An 18,365-nucleotide genomic window follows, 5' to 3' on the forward strand; every position below is an offset into this window, starting at 1 on the left:
CCAGCCCACGGCAGATCGGCGACATCGTCCGCGCTGCTCTCCACCTCATCCACTTCGAATACCGATACCTACCGGATTCTTGTTGAGATCACGTCGGTGTACGTATTCGCGCTCACCCGGATCGTGCACGAGTTGGTGCTGGACTACACCAGGGATCACGTCGCAGAGACGTTGACCACTTCCCTCGCGGAAAACGGCGAGACTCTGCTGCTGCTGTTGGCCGTCTGGTGGATCTGGACCCAGACGTCGTGGACGACCAGCAGATTCGACCCGTTCCAGCCGGCGATCCAGTTCGTTGTCCTCGCGACGATGCTCGGGAGTCTGTTTCTGGCGGTCGCGATATCCGGGGCTCTCGCCGAGACCGGCCTGCTCTTCGCGAGCACGTACGTCGCGATCCAGGTGGGCCGTACCCTCTTCTTCGTCGTCACCCTGCGGGGTGACGCCCTGCGCCGCGTCAACATGCTGGCGCTCGTCTGGTTCGGCGCGTCGGCGGTGCCGTGGATCGCCGGAGCCCTCGCACCGGGGGAGGTGACGCGCAATTCGCTGTGGACGCTGGCCCTGGCGATCGACTACCTGGGGGGCAGACTCGGCTGGCCGGTACCGGGGATGGGTCGCTCGCGGGTGTCCCCGTGGGCCGTCGCGGGCGAGCACCTGGCCGAACGCTACTGGCAGCTCGTCATCGTCGCACTTGGTGAGACGATCCTGACCTCCGGCTCGAGTCTTCTACGCGGTCCGATCGTGGCGGAACGAACATTGGCCCTTACGTTGTCGTTCCTCACGACGGTGTTGCTGTGGCGGATCTACTTCTACCGAGCCGGCCAGATCCTGGGCGAGGCCATCGAAGCGTCCGCCGACCCCGGCCGGCTCGGTCGGTCGGCCGAGTTGTCCCACCTGCTCATGGTGGCCGGCATCCTCGCCACCTCGGCCGGTTCCGAGCTCGTCCTGATGGATCCATTCGACCACACCAGACCCGCCTGGGTCGGCGCCATCCTCGGCGGGCCCGCGCTCTTCCTAGCCGGGCGCTCACTATTCGAGTACGTGGCCTTCGCCCGCGTGTCCCGGCCACGGCCGATCGGGATCCTCGCCCTCGCGGCCATGGCGCCGGTGATGGTCGGCCTGCCGCCACTCTGGGTCGCTGCAGCAGCTGCCTCGGTCCTGCTCGGCATCGCCGTCTCGGACGCGATCCGAGCCCACGGACGCCCACTGGAGCAGGCCTCGCCGCCACGCTGACACCAGAGCGACGTGGTCAACGGCAACGCTTATGCGGAGGCTGTGTTGTTGTGACGTGGCCCGGTCAGCCCGTAGAGCAGCAGATCGGTGAGGGCGTCGATGACCTGTTCGTCATGGGCGTCCTTGCCCGTGGCTGGCATTGCGTAGCCGAGGGTGGCGAGCATCGCGCCGATGGCAGCCCCGATCAGCTGCGGATCACCGGGCAGGGAGTGGCCCCGCTCGCGCAGGTATTCCAGGTGATCGCGCAGGGGGGTGGTCTGGCCGGTCAGGTCGTGCCAGGCCCGGCCCGATGCGGGGTCGGCGGCGACCATGGACTGGAACAGGGCGATGCTGATCGGCCGGTGCTCGCGCATGACGGTCCAGGCGATTTCGAGGTGGTCGCGCAGTTGGGCGCGGTCGGTCAGGTCGTGGTCCTTGGGGTGGTCGTGGTCGGCGAGGTGTGCGTCGGCCGCGGCTTCCAGGTCGGCGAGGAGCGCCTGCAGCAGCTCGTCCTTGTCGGCAAAGTGCTCGTAGAACGAGCCGGTGGCCCGGCCTGCCGCCGCCGTGATGTCCGTGATCTTGGTGTTGAGGTAGCCGCGCTCCGCGAACACCTGCCGGGCCGCGTCCAGTAGCGCCTCACGGGTCTGCGCGGCCTTGATCTTGCGTACGCCGGTGCGGCGCTCGGTGGCGGTCGGCTTGCCTTGGCGCATCGGTGCCCCTTCCGCATGACCGGTTGACCACGTGAAGCATACCGAACATACTTTCACCGAATCTCGGTTCACTGAACGACCATTCAAGGAGTGATGGGTATGCGTGCGATCGTGATCGGCGGTGGCGTTGCCGGGGCTGGGGCCGCTCTCGCCCTGCGCGGCATCGGTGCCGAGGTGACCGTCTATGAGGCGTGGGAGGATCCGGCCGGAGACGTCGGCTCGTTCGTCAGTGTGGCCACCAACGGGCTTCGGGGCCTGGACGCGCTCGGCTGTCTGCCGCCGGTGCAGGCGGCGGGCGTGGACGTACCGCGGCAGCGGATGTGGTCAGCGGGCGGCTGGCTGCTGGGCGACGTGCCGCGGGGCAGGCGCAGCAGCGACACCCTGCACAGCGTCACCCTGCTTCGTGGACGGCTCGTCGGTGCGCTGCGCGACGCGGCCATCACCGCCGGCGCGCAGATCGTGACCGGCGAACGGCTCGTCGGCGTCACCGAAGCCCCTGACTGCGTCGCCGCCGAGTTCGCCAGCGGCAAACGGGACTCTGCCGACCTGCTGGTGGCCGCCGACGGCATCTGGTCGACGGTTCGCGGCCTGCTCGACCCGGAAGCACCGCATCCCGAGTACGCCGGGCTCTACGCCGTGTCTGGAATTTCTACGATGGACAACGTCGATCCCGGGGTGTTCAACATGACCGTCGCTCGCAACGGCGCCTTCATCCACATTGCCGCTGGCGACGGAGAGGTGTGGTGGTCGGCCCAAATCGCCGACGCCGTCGAGCCCGACCGCACCGGCGTGAGCGACGCCGAATGGGTGCACCGAACCGCGCAGCTCTACGAGGCCGAGACGGCGCCGTCGGCGGTCATAGCCGCCACCACCAGGCTGCACCCGACCGTCATCATGCACGCGGTCGACCCGGTCCCGACCTGGCACAGCGACCGCATCGTCCTGGTCGGGGACGCGGCCCACCCAGTCGGCGCCGGGCAGGGCGCGTCGATGGCGATCGAAGACGCCGTCGTCCTCGCCGCGGCATTGCAGGCCGAGCCGACGACCGCAGCCGCGTTGAAGGCGTACGACGCGGAACGCCGCCCCCGCATCGTCAAGCTCCTCGGCGCGGCCGAGGACAACCGCGGTGCCAAGAAGGCCGGACCGGTCAAGCGGCACCTGCAGGCGCTGATCATGCGCGTGTTCGTGCCATTGGTTTATGAGAAGGCCACCGCATGGCTGTACGACTACACACCCGGCACGCCCAAGCCCCAGAGGGCATAGCCGCCTTGACCGAGATTCGGCCAGCATGTGCCGGCCAGTAATCGACGCGGCGCTCAACGACCCGGCAGCCACCGTGCCCTACGACCGAATTCCTGTGCGCCTTCGCGTCCTCGGCGGACACAGCGGCGGCACCGGGAACGATGCCGCCGCTGTGCGAAACACGATCGCTAGCTGACGAAGATGCGCCGCCGCCGACGGGCCCGCCAGGTCAGAGCCGCGCCCGCGATGATCAGGGCGAGCGCGACGGAGACCAGCACGGGCACCGGAACGTTGTCGCCGGTGACCGGCAGGCCGCCGTCGTTGTCGCCGCCACCCGCACCGTCGGACGGCGGCTCGTCGGAGTCGTCGTCCGCCGGAGGCGTGGCAGTGTCGCCGGTCGTCGGCCTGGCCCTGGTGTTGCCGCCGAGCAGCAGCAGGTCGTCGCTCTCGGCGTCGTCGGTCATCGTCTGCACCGACGTCCTCGTGCTCCGCGGCAGGTACTGGTGCTGCGCCGTGAACTGCTGCTTCGACACGTTCTCCTTGGGCGACTTGGAGAAGTCGACGCCGCCCATCGTGTAGACGTAGACCTGCCCGCCGGCCTCCCACTCGAACGTGTAGTCGCCGTCGCGGAACGACTTGAGGTACCGCTGCCAGGTCTCGTTGAAGTCCCACTTCTCGCCGCGGATCGGCCACTTCGACGCGTCGTCGCTGTTGATGATCTTGTGGTAGTCGGTGGCCTTCTTCGCGTCCTGCAGCCGGATCCACTCGGCCGCTACCCGGGACGTGTAGACACGGCGCAGGTCGGCGTACGCGGCATCTTGATTGATCTTCTTCTCGACCGCCGGAACGATCAGCTTTTCGACGACCTTCTGGTTGTGCTCGATCTGCGCCTTGGTGGGCTCGCACGGGTCGCCGGGCAGGTCGAAGTCGACCTCCTGCGGCACCGAGTTGACCTTGAGCGGGGCGTCCAGAATGTAGATGCCGCCGTCCTGCTCACGCACCTGCGCGGGCTCCGGTTCGATCCAGTTGCGGATGCCGTGCAGGCAGGGCAGCCCGTCGGTCAACTGGTTCTCGTTCCAGAACTTCCTGCCCAGGTCGGTCTTCGGGTTCATGGCCGCGGCGAAGTCGTGCTTCATCTGCAGGTCGGCCTCGAGCAGCACCCGCCCGGCGTCGGTCTTGCCGAACTTGGCGTCCATCACGCGCTGCGGCTCGTCCGGGTTGAGGTTCACCCAGAACTTCTCCGGGGTGAGCGCCAGCCAGGTGAAGAACGAGTCGGAGATCAGCTGGGCCTTCTCCTGGCCGCCGAAGCCGGGGTTGGTGTCCGGGTCGGGCATCTTGTCGGCGGTGAACGAGTAGTCCAGGCCCTCGCCCTTGACCGGGGCGCCGACAAAACGCAGCTCGAGGGTGGAGAAGTCGACGCCGCCGGGGCCGCGCAGGCGCTGACCGGTGGTGTCGCCCTGTCGGATGCGCTCCATCTGCTGGCGCATGGTCTCCGGGGTCGGCTTCGACTGGTTGAGCATGTCGTTGAGGCCGCCGCGCGAGCCGGAGTTCGCCTGCGGGTTCGGGTTCAGCGTCGGGTCGAACTTGGTGTGCGGGCCGGGGGTGAACCGCACGACCGGGGTGGAGCGGTGCTGGTAGGTGGTGACCCGGGACTTGCCGTCCGGGTGCTGTCCGGCGTCGGCGCCGAGCTCGCGCAGCTTGGTGGTGCTGCGGGGCTCCGGCTCCTGGCCGTAGACGTAGCGCAGCGAATACTCCTTGAACCGCGGGTCCTTGAGCACCTGGCGGTCGTTGGGCAGCTGCTTGTCGACGATCCCGCCACCCGACTTGATCTCGACGAACTCCTTGGTCCTCTGGTTGACCGCGTCGTACCGGCGGATGACCTTGCCGTCCGCGTCCTTGACCTCGACCTCGCAGAGCCAGTCCGGGCCGACCAGGTTCAGGTCTTGCACAATTTTCTTGTGGAAGGCATCGCCACGCGTGCGGCGGGCGGCGTTGTCGATGTACGCGTCGTTGAGCCAGTCCTGGAACGTGCCCTTGTACGGGTTCGAGCTGAGCTGCCGGTAGTTGTAGCTGGCGTAGACCTTGCGCGGGTCGCCCTCTTTCCACTTCGTCGAGTCGACGCCGGCCTCCGCGAGGTCAACCGCTGTGGGCGCCGCCAGCCCGTCCATCGACTGCCGCTGATTCACGTAGTCGTACGTGTCCCACGCCGACTTGATCCGGCTGGCGTCACCGACCGGCAGCGTCCCCGGTTTCGACGGGTTGCCGGTCAGCTTGAACTTCACGTCGCAGCGCTTGCCGGTCAGCATGGGCGGCGCCGCCGCCGAGGCGACGGGCATGGTGCCGGCGGACAACAGCACGGCGCAGACGGCCGCTACCAGGCCGCGGAACAGCAGGTGCGCACGGAGCCGGACTCTGGGGTAGCTCATGTAGATCCCATCCAGGGAGGGAGACGCCGGTGCCTCCCCGTTCGTAGTCGTCTGGTCCCCGGCGCCGTGTGGCACCATATGGAACGGCGTCGTATTGGCGTGCCCCGATGCAACCAATCGACAACTATGGGTATCTTTTCGTTATCAAATGCTGAGTGGAGACCGCGCATGAGCGACTGGGCCGACAACCCGCGGCTGAACACCTGGTTGGCGGCCCAGCAAACGGCCTTTCCGGTCTGGTCCCGTGAGACTGGGCAGGCGTGGGACTTCACCGTGGACTCCCTGGACCGCCTGGACCAGCTGCTGCGTGAGCGGTTCGCCGGCTGGGACGACCTGCTCGCGGCCGAGGAGGCCGAGCAGCCCGCGGTCATGGTGCCGGGGTGGTACCTGGGCGAGGTGCTCAACCGCAATTACGGCACCGTGTGGCACCGCAACCCGGTCGAGCCCACCCACCCCGACCAGCCGAAAACCCCGTTCGTCCAGTTCTTGAAGGACCCCGGAGCGGAGGAGGAGTACGAGGACGAGGACGACTACGTGGACGAGGACAATCTCCCGCCGATCTGCAACCCGTTCATCGAGATCCGCGGCCTGTTCGTCCGCAGACCCAACGACCACCTGCGGGACGTTGTCATCCGATTCGAGCGGTACGAGCGCTAGGTCAGCTCTTCCAGAACTCGAGCAGGTCCCCGTCGAGCCCTGCCGTTCGTCGCCGAGATGGACGGGCACGTGGTCGGCGCAGCCTGGCTCCTCGTCGCGCAACGGGTGCCCACTAACGAGTCGCTGGACCGGTGGTACGGCGACATCCAGTCAGTCAAGGTCCGCGAGGAGTACCGCAACCGCGGTATCCCGCTCGACATCACCTGCGGCGATGCGACCGAGACAGCCTAGGGCGCACTCTGCCGATCGTGCAGTGGCCTTCCCGTCCGGGTAGGTGTGACCTGCCGCGTAGCTGCGGGGCTGGTGGCGGAACGGGCGGCGGTCGGCGCCGGCCCGGCGGCGCGACACCGCCGCGCGTCCAGGGCGAGCAGTGTGAGGGCGGCCAGCGTCAGCAACCCGCCGACGAGTGCCAGCGGGCGTGCTCCCGAGGTGGGCAGGAGGGCGCCGCCGAGCAGTGATCCGCCGGCGATGCCGGCGTTGAAGGCGGTGCTGACGCCGGCCGACGCGATGTCGGTGCTGCCCGGAGCCAGTTGCAGCATCCGGCTCTGCACGGCGGAGCCGAACGCCGCGTAACCGAGGCCTATCCCGGCGAGGAGTGCGACCGCGCCGGGCCGGAGCGCGCCGAGCGCGTACAGGCCGAACAGCGAGGCGGTGCCGATGCTCAGCGGCGCCAGCAGGGAAGCGATCGGCCGGGTGTCCAGGGTCCGGGCCGCGGCCAGGGTGCCGACGACGCCGGCCGCGCCGGAGACGAACAGCAGCGGCGCCAGCACCGCGTCGGCGAAGCCGCTGACGTCGAGCAGGAACGGTGTGACGTAGGTCTGCAGGGTCATGAAGCCGCCGATGCCGAGGGCGGTCGCGATCAACAGCAGGGCGAAGCGCCGCCCGTCCGGTGCGGTGCCCCGGGCGGCGCCGCCAGCGGCCGGCGGGTAGGAGGGAAGGAGGACGAGCACCGCGGCGGCGATCGCCAGACCGACCCCGGCCAGCACCGCGAACGCCGCGCGCCAACCGGCCTGCTGCCCGAGCCAGGTGCCCAGGGGTACGCCGAGCACCGGGGCGAGCGTCGCCCCGGTGGCGAACAGCGCTACCACCCGGCCGCGCACCGCGACCGGGAAGGGCCCGGTCACGGTCGCCGTGGCGATGGACCAGAACAGCGCCTGGGCCAGGGCGGTCACGAGGCGGGAGCCGGCCAGCACGGCGTACGTCGGCGCGAGCGCGGAGGTGGCGTTCGCGGCGGCGAACAGGAGCATCGTGCCGCCGAGCAGTTGACGCCTGGGTACCCGCTGGGTCAGCCGGGCCAGCGGCACGGACGCCAGCACGACCACGACGGCGTACCCGCTGACCAGCAGACCCACCTGCGTGCGCGACCGGTCGAGGTCGGGTGCGATGTGGGTCAGCAGGCCGACGGGCAGCAGTTCGGTCGTGATGAACGCGAACGCGGCGAGGGAGAGCGCGACGAGCACGGCCCTGGCCCTTCGCGGCGATACCTCCGGCGCCATGGCCCACCCCCTTCATGGTCACCGTAATCGAGGCCCGACCCCCGCTCAGCTCGCGGGCCTCAGCGGACCACACCGTGGATCCACCACAGCGAGGGGGACGCCCAAGGGGTTGACGCAACCCCTCGGGCGGCCGACTCGTTGGTGCGACGAGGGGGCGGAGGCGGACGATGGCGGCGGGACGCGGAGCCGATCTGCTGCGCCCTCCGGCGAGTTCGGGCCGCGCCACGTTTCTGGAGCTCTTCTTCGATCTGGCTTTCGTCGTGGCCCTCGCCCGGGTCTCGCAACGATTCGCCGACCTGAACGATGACACTGGTTGGGCGCTGCTCGAAGGTTTCGGTCGTACCCTGTTGCTCTTCCTGGCGCTCTGGCTGATCTGGTCGCACACCACCTGGATCACCAGTCGCTACGAACCAGAGCGGTCGATCATCCAGGCCGTCGTGGTCGGCACCATGTTCGCCAGCCTGGTGATGGCGGTGGCGCTGCCACGCGCGATGGAGGGGCGAGCGCTGCCGTTCGCGGTCGCGTACCTGATGGTGATGGTGGTGCGGCCGCTGGTGGTCGCCGCCGCGCTGCGTGGCCATCCGCGACGGCTGGTGCCGTTCCGGCTTGCCGGATGGGCGGCGATTTCCGCGCCGCTCTGGCTGGCCGGCGCGTTGGGCCCGGACCGGTTTCGCCTGCCGCTGTGGGCTGCCGCCCTCGCTGTCGACTACCTCGCCTGGGCTCTGGGCTGGCCGCTGCCGCGGCTCGGGGCTGCGGCGGTGAGCCGCTGGCGGATCACCGGGAAGCATCTGGCCGAACGTCACCAACAGATGTTCCTCATCGCACTCGGTGAGTCGATCCTCGTCATCGGCACGGTTTTCAGCGGCAGGGACTACTCCGCGGAGCGGGCCGTCGCGTTCGGGGTCGCGTTCGCCACCAGCGCGCTGCTGTGGCGGATCTACTTCCACCGCGCCGGGCTGCTGTTGACCGAGGCGTTGGATCGGGCGGGTATGCCCGGCCGGCTGGGTACGGCGTCGGAACGGACGCATGCGTTGATCGTGCTCAGCGTGCTGGTCACCTCGGTCGGCTACGAGCTGGTGATCGACCATCCGTTCGGGTCGCCGCGGCTCAGTTGGCTTCTGTTCGTGGTGGGCGGTCCGGTGCTCTTCCTCGTCGCCCGTCTGCGGCTGGAGTACGAGATCTTCGGCCGGGTTTCCGGACCCCGGATGATCGGCTTGGTGGCCCTGCTGCTGTGCACACCGGCGTTGGCCCGCTGGTCGCCGATGGTCGGGCTGAGCGTGGTGGCCGTAGTGCTGGCCCTGGTCGCGCTGCTCGACGCGCTGCGGAGCCGGGGACGGCCGCTGGAGGTTCCCGCGTCGCCGATCGGGCGGGAGACGCCCGGCGATCGCGACTTCGAGGCGTGACCGCGCGGCCGTGCACAGCGACCAGCCCCGACAGCCCGCACCGGGTGCCATCTCCACCCTCGGCCGTGATCGCGACGTGGCCGGAGCGGAATAGGCTTCAGCCATGAGTGCTGTGCTTCGTGGTGCCCGCAACGCGGTGAATCCGCTTCGCCAACTCACCATCGACCAGCTCCGGCAACGGACGAGCCTCAAGTGGCGGGAATACCCGGACGACGTGCTGCCGCTCTGGGTGGCGGAGATGGACGTGCCGCTGGCCGAGCCGGTCGCGAGGGCGATCACCGAGGCCGTCGCGCGCGGCGACACCGGCTACACCGCTGGCACGGCGTACCCGCAGGCGCTGGCGGAGTTCGCCCGGCGTCGGTGGGGTTGGGACGGGCTGGCCGTGGAGCGCACCGCGCTGGTGCCCGACGTGATGCACGGCATCGTCGAGGCGCTGCGGCTGGTCACCGAGCCGGGGGACGCGGTGGTCGTCAACTGCCCGGTCTACCCGCCGTTCTACGAGTTCGTGGCGCACGCCGGCCGCCGGATCGTGGAGGCGCCGCTCGGCGAGGACCTGCGGATCGACCTCGGCGCACTGGAGGACGCGTTCCGGCAGGCTCGGGCTGGTGGGCGGCCAGTTGCGTACCTGCTGTGCAGCCCGCACAACCCGACCGGCGTTCTGCACACCGCGGACGAGTTGGCCGCCGTCGCCAGTCTGGCTGAGCGGCACGGGGTGCGGGTGGTCGCCGACGAGATCCACGCTCCGGTGGTGGCTGGGGGAGAGCGGTTCGTGCCGTACCTCTCGGTGCCCGGCGCGGAGAACGGCCTGTCGCTGATGTCCGCCTCCAAGGGGTGGAACCTGGCCGGCCTGCGCGGTGCGCTCCTCATCGCCGGCCCGGCCGCGGTCGGAGACCTCGCCCGCGTTCCGTTCGAGGCCAGCGTCAGCACCAGCCACCTCGCCGTGATCGCCCACACCGCCGCCTTCCGCGACGGCGGCGAGTGGCTCGACGCCCTGTTGACCGGCCTGGACGACAATCGCCGGCTCCTTGCCGCGCTGCTCGCCGAGCACCTGCCGGCCATCCGTTGCCAGCCCGGTCAGGCCACCTATCTCGCCTGGCTCGACTGCCGTGCCCTGGGCCTCGGTGACGACCCCGCCACCGTGTTCCTCGACCGTGGCCGGGTGGCGCTCAACTCCGGTTCGGCCTTCGGCACCGGCGGCGGCGGCCATGTCCGGCTGAATCTGGCCACCGCACCGGAGTTGATCAGCGAGGCGGTACGCCGGATGGCCACCGCCGTCGCCTGAGAAGCCACTTCGGAGGGCCGCCGAGTCGCTGTCCTGTTCGTCGACAGGGTGGCCGCGCGTCCGGCTCAGGCCAGCCGGCCGTCGTGGGCGAGCAGGGCGATCTGGGTGCGGTTGTCGAGGTCCAGCTTGGTCAGGATGTGCGAGACGTGGGCCTTCACGGTGGTCACGCTCATCAGCAGCTCGGTGGCGATCTCGGCGTTGGAGCGTCCCTGCGCGATGGCCAGCACGACGTCGCGTTCACGGGGCGTGAGCAGGGCCAGCCGGGCACGCGCGTGCTCGTAGGACTCGGCGCCGGAGGCCACCCGCTGCATGAGGCGGCGCGTGACGCCCGGCGACAGCATCGGGTTGCCGGCGGCGACGGCGCGGACGGCCTGGCTGATCCGCTCCGGCGGGGTGTCCTTGAGCAGGAACCCGCTGGCGCCGGCCCGCAGGGCCCGCACCACGTGCTCGTCGGTGTCGAACGTGGTGAGCACGATGATCTCCGGTGGCCGGGGGCGGCGGCGCAGGCGCTCGGTGGCGGTGATGCCGTTGACGCCGGGCATCCGGATGTCCATCAGCACCACGTCGGGCATGTGCCGGTCCACCGCGGTGATCGCCGCACCGCCGTCGGCGGCCTCGCCCACGACGACGATCCCGTCGGCGCCGTCGAGCATCATCGTCAGCATTCCCCGTACCAGAGGGTCGTCGTCGACGATGACGACCCGGACCGGGCCCGTCACCTCGGCCACGGCAGCCACGCGGTGAGGTGGAACCGACCCGAGGCGTCGATGTGGTGGGCGACGCGGCCGCCGGTGAGGGTGGCCCGTTCGGCGAGACCGATCAGGCCCGCGCCGTCGTGCCCGGCGGCACCGCCGTCGGGCGTGGTCGGGTTGCTCACCGCGATGCTCAGGCCGGAGCCGGGAGCCCCGCCGACGGCGAGTCGGACCGGCTGCCCGGCGGCGTGCTTGCGGGCGTTGGTCAATGCCTCCTGCGCGATCCGGTAGGCGGTGCGGCCGACCGCCGGCGGGACCTCGGCCGGCGGGCCGAGCGGGTCGTCGACCTCGATGTGCTGCCCGGCCGCCCGGGCCTCCTCGACCAGGCGCGGCAGGTCGGCGAGGGTCTGCCCGGGTGGCGCGTCCGCCGGAGCCTCGGCGTCGTCGCTGCGCAGCAGCGTGATGACCTCGCGCAGCTCGTCGAGGGCGTGGTGCGCGCTGGCCCGGATCACCCCGGCGGCGGCGCTGAGCCGCTCGGGTGGCGCGTCCGGCCGGTACTCCATCGCGCCGGCGGCCGCCGCCAACAGCGACAGCCGGTGGGCCAGCACGTCGTGCATCTCCCGCGCGATCCGGCTGCGCTCGGCCGCCCGGGCCTCGACGACCCGGCGTTCCTGCTCCTGCTCCGCCCGCCAGGCCCGGTCCCGCAGCGCCGCCAGCAGGGCGTGCCGGGCCTGCGCCCAGGTGCCCCAGCCCAGCAGGGCTGCGTACGCGGCCGTCATCAGCACCAGCCGCCACCCGTACGGCAGGCTGGGCATCGGCCGCCACACCGCCTGCACCGCCTCGCCCGCCACGCCGACCGCCGCCACCACCGCGGCCTGCCGGAACGGCCGGTTGCGGGCGGTGAACAGCACCGCGAAGCTCGCCACCGGAGTGGCCACCGGCGAGAGCGCCACCAGCAGGCCCGCCAGCACGCCCGCGACCTCCGGGCGGCGGACGACCACCGGAACGAGGGCCAGGGCGGCCACCGCCAGCGCGACATCGGCGCGGACCAGGGCGGTCGACCCGGAGCGGGTGGCGGACCACAGCACGGTCGCGATGAGCACGCCCATCGCCACGGTCGTCACGCCCACCGGGGCGGAACGCCACGTCCGCGGCGGGTTTACGTCGCACGTCGCCGCATCCACCAGCGCAGGCTACTGGGCTCGCGGAGGGCCGGACCACCTCCTTTGGTAGTAGGCGGCGCCGCCGACGGATGTACGCGCCGCGGCGTCCGGACCGACGTGTCCGACCCGGGCCGGTCCACAGACTCAGGGCATGACGAACAACCTTCTCCTGCACCGAGCCGCGGTGGCGGCCGGCGCGATCCTGGTGGCGACGGCGGAGTTCGCGATCCTGCACTCGGCGGCCGGCGTCGACCTGGCGGCGGGCACCGGAAACGCGACCCGGCAGATCACGGTGGCCGCGGTCGTGGTGGCCGCCGCGGTCGCGGCACTGGCCGGCTGGGCGCTGCTCGCGCTGCTGGAACGCCTCACCAACCGGGCGCGCGTCTGGTGGACCTCGATCGCGGTCGCAGCCCTGCTGCTGTCACTGCTGGCCGGGCCGCCGAGCGGCGTCGGCGGGGAAGTGAAGGCGGCGCTTGCGCTGCTGCACCTGAGCGTCGGCGTCGTCCTCATCCTCGGCCTGTCCCGGCCGCGCCCGGAAGGGCTGAACCGATGACCGCGCTGACCGTACGCAAGCAGGACGGCGCCTTCGTCCTCGACTCCGGTGCCGGGCCGCGCGCCTCGCTGCGTACCGGCTGGACCTGGCGGTGCGGCGAGATCCGGACCGACGCGGGCCTCTGGACGGTCGAGCCGACCGACCGCCGGCGCATCGGGGTCACCGCCAAGGCCGAGCACGGCGCCGCGGTGCGGCTCGACCCGGGCCGGTCGCACGTGCCGGGGTCGGGTGGGGCGGCGCGCTGGGCGTCCGGTCGCTGCGGCGGTGAGCTGGTACGCGACGGGCACCGGCTCGCGGTGCGCCTTTCCGGCCGGCCGGGTGGGCCGATTCGCGTCGACGTCACCGGTGAGTGGGCCGAGGTGGAGCTGGTGGCGCTCACCGCCTGTTTCGCGCTGATGAGCCGACGGCGGCAGCGCACCCTGATCATGATGGCGGTCATCGGCGCCGCCGGTCGCGGCCCGATGGGTTGACCCGAGCTACCGGCGACGCCGGGCGTCGGCCTCGGCGTCGAGCAGGTCGTTCAGCGCCAGTGCCGAGTTGATCAGGGAGAGGTGACTGAACGCCTGCGGGTAGTTGCCGATCTGCTCACCGGTCGCGGCGATCTCCTCGGCGTACAGGCCGAGGTGGTTGCTGAAGGTGAACATCTTCTCGAAGGTGAGCCGGGCGTCGTCCAGGCGACCGGAGCGGGCCAGCGCCTCGACGTACCAGAACGTGCACATGTTGAAGGTGCCCTCGTGCCCGGGAAGGCCGTCGGGGGAGTGGACCGGGTCGTACCGGTGGACCAGGCTGTCGGAGACCAACTCGCGCTCGATCGCATTCAGGGTGGACTGCCAGAGGGGGTCGCTCGGCGTCATGAAGCCGACCGCCGGCATGGCGAGTAACGCCGCGTCCAGCACGTTCTCGTCGTACGCCTGCACGAAGCTGCCGCGTCCGCGGTGGTATCCGCGGGCCATGACCTGGTTGTAGATCTGGTTGCGCTGCTCCGCCCACCGGGTGGTGTCGCCGGGGCGCCCGGTGCGGGTGGCGAGGCGGATGGCCCGGTCCAGCGCGACCCAGGACATCACCCGGCCGAAGGTGTAGTTGCGGGGGTGGTGGCGGCTCTCCCAGATGCCGGCGTCGGCCTGGTCCCAGTGCTGGCAGAGCCAGTCGACGAGCCGTATGGTGCTCTTCCACACCTGGTGCGAGACACGGATGCCCTGCTCGTCGGCGAGGTGCATGGCGTAGAGGGCCTCGCCGTGGATGTCGAGTTGGATCTGGTCGGCGGCGCCGTTGCCGATCCGCACCGGTCGGGAGCCGCGGTAGCCCTCCAGGTGGTCGAGAATCTCCTCGTGCAGGTCGGAGGAGCCATCCACCCGATACATGATCTTCAGCGGGTCCTGGTGGTCACCGGCCTCGCGAATCCGCTCGTCCAGCCAGTTCATGTACTGGCTGACCTCCTCGGTGAAGCCGAGGCCGAGTAGCGCGTGCACCGAGAACGACGTGTCGCGTACCCAGGTGTAGCGGTAGTCCCAGTTGCGCGTGCCGCCGACCAGTTCGGGCAGCGCGGCGGTGGGCGCGGCGATCATCGCGCCGGTCGGCGCGTACGTCATGAGCTTCAGCGTGATGGCCGAGCGCTCGACCATTTCCCGCCACCGCCCGGTGTAGCGGGAGCGCTCGACCCAGCGCCGCCAGTAGTCCCGGGTCCACTCCAACATCCCCTGGACCTCCACCGGTGGGATGATCCGTGGCTCCGTGCCGGCCGTGTCCAGGACCACCCCGCCGGTGTCACCCTCGTTCAGGGTGCCGTACGCGACCAGGTCGCCGTCTTCCAGGCTGATGTCGCCTCCCTGCGAGATCAGCTGCCGTACGGGGTCGACCGGGTTGAAGGTGAGCGCCGCTGACTGGCTGCGGAAGACGTACCCGTGGCGGTGGCGCTCCAGCTGGTGCGTCTCCCGGGCGTAGTCGAACCGGGGTCGGCACTCCACCCGGAACCGCATGCTGCCCCGGACCATGTTGACCATGCGGACCAGGCGGTGCGTGTCAGTGGCCCGATCGCCGGTGACTGGCATGAAGTCCATCACCTCGGCGACGCCGTCCGCGCTGATGAACCGGGTGATCAGGATCGGAGTGCCAGGCAGGTAGAGCTGCTTGGTGACGTACCGGACGTCGTGCGGGGCGATGCGGAAGTAGCCACCCCGCTCGCGGTCCAGCAGCGCGGCGAAGATGCTCGGCGAGTCGAAGCGCGGTGCGCAGAACCAGTCGATCGTTCCGTCGCACGTCACCAGCGCGGCGGTCTGCAGGTCGCCGATGAGCCCGTGATCTTCGATCGCCGGATAGCTCTCCACGTCGCCTCCCGGTCTCGACAGCCTCCTCCGCAGTAACCTAAGGTACGAATTGTCGAGTTCGTCTCGTATTCGTGGTCAGCCACCCTCTCGCGCGCCCTGACGCGCGCGGGCTCCTTGGTAAGGTCCTCGGCGTGCTGCGGCGGTGGACCCTGACGATCGTGATGGCGGCGTGCGGCGTGCTGGTCCTGGTGGCGCAACTGGCCGCCGGTATGTCCGCCGTCGGCGGCGTCGAGTTCCTGATCTTCTTGGCGCTGGCGCTGCTGCTGTCGCCGTGGGCCTTCCCCCGCTCGGTGGACGCCGCCGAAGCGCAGCGGGCCAGCGCGGCGGACGGCCGGCCGATCGTGTACTGGCGCCCCGGCTGTCGCTACTGCCTCCAGCTCCGGTTCTCCCTTGGCCGGCTCGCCCGGCGGTCGCACTGGGTGGACATCTGGCGCGATCCGGCGGGTGCTGCCGCCGTCCGGGCGGTGGCCGGCGGCAACGAGACCGTGCCCACCGTCGTGCTCGGCGGCCAGGCTGTCGTGAACCCCGACCGGGCCTGGTTCCGCGAGCAGCTCCGCTCGTCCTGAGCACGCACGTCACCCGCCGAGGGTCGATGGACCTGACTTTTTCTGAGTCGCGAATTCGCGATGCTCTCAATCCAGCCACACAGATCTAGCTGTTCGTCGATGGCTGGACTAACGTGCGGCCTGAGCAGATCAAGGAGGTGTGCCATGACTCAACCTCCCGACCCACCCCACACAGTCACCAAGGTCGAACAGTTCGGCTACCGGCAGGAGCTGAGTCGGACCCTCAGCTTCACCGACCTGCTGATCTACGGACTGATCTTCATGGTGCCGATCGCGCCCTTCGGTATCTTCGGCAGCGTGTACGCCGGCTCCGGCGGCATGGTCGCGCTGGCCTACATCATCGGCATGGTGGCGATGATGTTCACCGCCATGTCGTACGCGCAGATGGTCCGCGCGTTCCCCATGGCCGGCTCCGTCTACAGCTACGCCGGTCGCGGCATCGCACCGCCCGTCGGCTTCCTCGCCGGCTGGGTGATCCTGCTCGACTACGTCCTCGTGCCGGGTCTGCTCTACCTGGTGGCCAGCGTGGCCATGCACTCCCTCGTGCCCGGCGTGCCGGTGTGGGCGTGGCTGGTGGCCTTCGTCGTGCTCAACACCGTCGTCAACTATTTCGGCATCCGGATGACCGCCCGGGTCAACCGGGTGATGCTCGCCGCCGAGCTGGTCATCCTCGTGATCTTCCTGGTCGTCGGCGTGGTCGCGCTGGCGCAGGGCAAGGGTGCGGGCTTCTCGCTCCGGCCGCTGTTCGACGCGGACACCTTCTCCTGGCCGCTGGTCTTCGGCGCGGTGTCGATCGCCGTCCTCTCGTTCCTCGGCTTCGACGGGATCTCCATGCTGGCCGAGGAGAGCCGCGAGGAGGCCCGGCAGATCGGCCGGGCGATGGTCGCGGCGCTGCTGCTGGCCGGTGCCCTGTTCGTCGTGCAGACGTGGGTCGCGGCCCTGCTGGTGCCGGACGCGCCCGGCCTGCTCGACAACGGCGACCCCGAGGGAACGGCGTTCTACGACGCGGCCCGGGCGGCCGGCGGGGGCTGGCTGGCCGGGCTGACCGCCCTGGCCACCGCGATCGCCTGGGGCTTCGCCAACTCCCTGGTCGCGCAGGCCGCGACCTCCCGCCTGCTGTACGCGATGGCCCGCGACCGGCAGATGCCGCGCTTCCTCGCCCGGATCAACCCGAAACACAAGGTGCCGGCCAACGCGACCATGCTGGTCGCCGCCATCTCCCTGGCGCTCGGCCTCTACATGGCCAGCCGCGACGACGGCATCTCGCTGCTGTCCACACTGGTCAACTTCGGCGCGATGACCGCCTTCCTGGCACTGCACGTCTCCGTCGTAACCCACTACGTGGTGCGCAACGGCAGCCGGGACTGGTTGCGGCATCTGGTGGTGCCGGTGATCGGGTTCCTGATCCTGCTCTACGTCGTCATCAACGCCAAGGTCGCCGCCCAGGTGCTCGGCTTCGTCTGGTTGGGCGTCGGGCTGCTGGTCCTGCTGGCCTTCTACCTGACGGGCCGGCGTCCCGAACTCGCCGCGCTCGTCGAAGTCACCCACGACAGCACCGACGAGCCGGTGAAGGAGCCGCAGTGAACACGGACGTGGTGAAGTACCGGCCGGAGCCGGACGAACTCTCCTACACCTTCGGCGGGCGCGAGGCGGTGCGCCGGGTGCGCCCCGGCACGATCCTCGAGCTCTACACCGAGGACTGCTTCGGCGGCCGGGTCCGCAGCACCGACGACCTGCCGTCGCAGGTCTGCCAGTTCCCGTACCTCAACCCGGTGACCGGGCCGATCCACGTCGAGGGGGCCGAGCCCGGGGACACCCTCGCCGTGCACTTCATCTCCATCGAGCCGGCCCGGGACTGGGCCGTGTCCACCACCTTTCCGCACTTCGGCGCGCTCACCGGCACCCACACCACGGCGACCCTGCAACCTCCGCTCGACGAGGTGGTCTGGCGGTACGACATCGACGTCGCCGCGGGCACGGCGACGTACCGGGCACGCCGGGGCGACTACACCGTGGCGCTGCCGCTGGATCCGATGCACGGCACCGCTGGGGTGGCGCCGGGTGCCTTCGAGGCGCGGATGACGATCACCCCGGACGCGCACGGCGGCAACATGGACACCCCGGAGCTGCGGGCCGGAGTCACCGCGTACTTCGGTGTGAACGTTTCCGGAGCGCTCTTCGCCCTCGGTGACGGGCACTGCCGGCAGGGTCACGGCGAGGTGTGCGGCACCGGCATCGAGGCGGCCATGAACACCGCGGTCGTGGTGGACGTCGTCAAGGGGGTCGGCACCCCGTGGCCGCGGCTGGAGTCGGACGACGCGCTGATGTCCACCGGCTCGGCCCGTCCGCTGGAGGACGCCTACCGGATCAGCCAGCACGACCTGGTCACCTGGACCGCCGAGCTGGTCGGGCTGGACCAGCTCGACGCGTACCAACTCGTCAGCCAGGCCGGTGAGGCCCCGGTCGGCAACGTGTGCGACTCGAACTACACGATGGTGGCGAAGGTGGACAAGCGCTATCTGGGCGGGGTCGGCGCGTACGAGGGGGTGCACGCCCGGCTGCGTGAGACGGCCCGCCACTATCTGACCCACTGCTGACCGCACTGTCTATCTGTTGAAGGGCGCGCCATGAGATTCGGACGA

General features: G+C 70.4%; 17 protein-coding genes. 11 read left to right on the forward strand and 6 right to left on the reverse strand.

Going from position 1 to position 18,365, the window contains the following annotated elements:
• Positions 1–96: 96 nt before the first annotated feature.
• Positions 97–1,230: a low temperature requirement protein A gene (locus ACFYPS_RS30840; protein WP_387329003.1), complete on the forward strand. Its 1,134-nt coding sequence runs from the start codon at positions 97–99 to the stop codon at positions 1,228–1,230.
• 29 nt (positions 1,231–1,259) lie between these two features.
• Here ACFYPS_RS30840 and ACFYPS_RS30845 read toward each other — a convergent pair whose 3' ends face one another.
• The gene (locus tag ACFYPS_RS30845; RefSeq protein WP_354965853.1) at positions 1,260–1,919 is read right to left on the reverse strand and encodes a TetR family transcriptional regulator; all 660 of its coding nucleotides are present in this window, start codon (positions 1,917–1,919) and stop codon (positions 1,260–1,262) included.
• Positions 1,920–2,018: 99 nt separating this feature from the next.
• On the opposite strand from ACFYPS_RS30845, the gene ACFYPS_RS30850 reads away from it, so the two are divergent.
• Positions 2,019–3,182 (forward strand): FAD-dependent monooxygenase, encoded by a 1,164-nt coding sequence (locus tag ACFYPS_RS30850; protein ID WP_354965852.1) that lies wholly within the window; start codon positions 2,019–2,021, stop codon positions 3,180–3,182.
• Positions 3,183–3,349: 167 nt separating this feature from the next.
• Here the strand turns inward: ACFYPS_RS30850 and ACFYPS_RS30855 are convergent, their stop codons facing one another.
• The gene (locus tag ACFYPS_RS30855; protein WP_354965851.1) at positions 3,350–5,587 is read right to left on the reverse strand and encodes a hypothetical protein; all 2,238 of its coding nucleotides are present in this window, start codon (positions 5,585–5,587) and stop codon (positions 3,350–3,352) included.
• 168 nt (positions 5,588–5,755) lie between these two features.
• Here ACFYPS_RS30855 and ACFYPS_RS30860 point away from each other — a divergent pair, with 168 nt between their 5' ends.
• Both ACFYPS_RS30860 and ACFYPS_RS30865 read left to right on the forward strand, forming a co-directional pair.
• Positions 5,756–6,244: a hypothetical protein gene (locus ACFYPS_RS30860; RefSeq protein ID WP_387329008.1), complete on the forward strand. Its 489-nt coding sequence runs from the start codon at positions 5,756–5,758 to the stop codon at positions 6,242–6,244.
• Positions 6,245–6,283: 39 nt separating this feature from the next.
• Entirely contained in the window at positions 6,284–6,475 is a 192-nt protein-coding gene (locus ACFYPS_RS30865; protein WP_354965910.1) for a GNAT family N-acetyltransferase, read from the forward strand.
• On the opposite strand, the gene ACFYPS_RS30870 is transcribed toward ACFYPS_RS30865, so the two are convergent.
• Entirely contained in the window at positions 6,472–7,740 is a 1,269-nt protein-coding gene (locus ACFYPS_RS30870; RefSeq protein ID WP_354965849.1) for an MFS transporter, read from the reverse strand. The genes ACFYPS_RS30865 and ACFYPS_RS30870 overlap by 4 nt on opposite strands.
• Positions 7,741–7,907: 167 nt before the next feature.
• Here ACFYPS_RS30870 and ACFYPS_RS30875 point away from each other — a divergent pair, with 167 nt between their 5' ends.
• Positions 7,908–9,143 carry a low temperature requirement protein A gene (locus tag ACFYPS_RS30875; RefSeq protein ID WP_354965848.1) on the forward strand — a complete coding sequence of 412 codons (1,236 nt, stop codon included), beginning with the start codon at positions 7,908–7,910 and terminating at the stop codon, positions 9,141–9,143.
• 103 nt (positions 9,144–9,246) lie between these two features.
• Complete coding sequence (locus ACFYPS_RS30880; protein ID WP_354965847.1) at positions 9,247–10,425, forward strand: aminotransferase class I/II-fold pyridoxal phosphate-dependent enzyme; 1,179 nt, start codon at positions 9,247–9,249, stop codon at positions 10,423–10,425.
• Between the two features lie 65 nt (positions 10,426–10,490).
• On the opposite strand, the gene ACFYPS_RS30885 is transcribed toward ACFYPS_RS30880, so the two are convergent.
• A complete protein-coding gene (locus ACFYPS_RS30885; protein ID WP_354965846.1) occupies positions 10,491–11,153 on the reverse strand; it encodes a response regulator transcription factor in 663 nt (220 codons plus the stop codon).
• The gene (locus tag ACFYPS_RS30890) at positions 11,141–12,301 is read right to left on the reverse strand and encodes a histidine kinase (RefSeq protein WP_354965845.1); all 1,161 of its coding nucleotides are present in this window, start codon (positions 12,299–12,301) and stop codon (positions 11,141–11,143) included. Before ACFYPS_RS30890 ends, ACFYPS_RS30885 begins: the two co-directional genes overlap by 13 nt.
• A 130-nt stretch (positions 12,302–12,431) precedes the next feature.
• Here ACFYPS_RS30890 and ACFYPS_RS30895 point away from each other — a divergent pair, with 130 nt between their 5' ends.
• Both ACFYPS_RS30895 and ACFYPS_RS30900 read left to right on the forward strand, forming a co-directional pair.
• Positions 12,432–12,833, forward strand: a complete 402-nt coding sequence (locus ACFYPS_RS30895; RefSeq protein ID WP_387329013.1) for a DUF6069 family protein — start codon at positions 12,432–12,434, stop codon at positions 12,831–12,833.
• On the forward strand, positions 12,830–13,303 hold the full coding sequence (locus ACFYPS_RS30900) for a hypothetical protein (RefSeq protein WP_354965843.1): 474 nt from the start codon (positions 12,830–12,832) through the stop codon (positions 13,301–13,303). The genes ACFYPS_RS30895 and ACFYPS_RS30900 overlap by 4 nt, the downstream gene beginning before the upstream one ends.
• 6 nt (positions 13,304–13,309) lie before the next feature.
• Here the strand turns inward: ACFYPS_RS30900 and ACFYPS_RS30905 are convergent, their stop codons facing one another.
• Complete coding sequence (locus tag ACFYPS_RS30905) at positions 13,310–15,157, reverse strand: glycoside hydrolase family 15 protein (protein ID WP_387329016.1); 1,848 nt, start codon at positions 15,155–15,157, stop codon at positions 13,310–13,312.
• A 131-nt stretch (positions 15,158–15,288) separates the two neighbouring features.
• Here ACFYPS_RS30905 and ACFYPS_RS30910 point away from each other — a divergent pair, with 131 nt between their 5' ends.
• From ACFYPS_RS30910 to ACFYPS_RS30920, 3 genes are all read left to right on the forward strand, one after another.
• Positions 15,289–15,723 carry a glutaredoxin domain-containing protein gene (locus tag ACFYPS_RS30910; RefSeq protein ID WP_387329018.1) on the forward strand — a complete coding sequence of 145 codons (435 nt, stop codon included), beginning with the start codon at positions 15,289–15,291 and terminating at the stop codon, positions 15,721–15,723.
• Positions 15,724–15,867: 144 nt separating this feature from the next.
• Positions 15,868–17,307 (forward strand): APC family permease, encoded by a 1,440-nt coding sequence (locus ACFYPS_RS30915; RefSeq protein ID WP_354965840.1) that lies wholly within the window; start codon positions 15,868–15,870, stop codon positions 17,305–17,307.
• Entirely contained in the window at positions 17,304–18,320 is a 1,017-nt protein-coding gene (locus ACFYPS_RS30920) for an acetamidase/formamidase family protein (protein ID WP_387329021.1), read from the forward strand. Before ACFYPS_RS30915 ends, ACFYPS_RS30920 begins: the two co-directional genes overlap by 4 nt.
• Positions 18,321–18,365 lie beyond the last annotated feature (45 nt).

Source organism: Micromonospora sp. NPDC005087 (genome assembly GCF_042872965.1).
Classification (GTDB): domain Bacteria; phylum Actinomycetota; class Actinomycetes; order Mycobacteriales; family Micromonosporaceae; genus Micromonospora.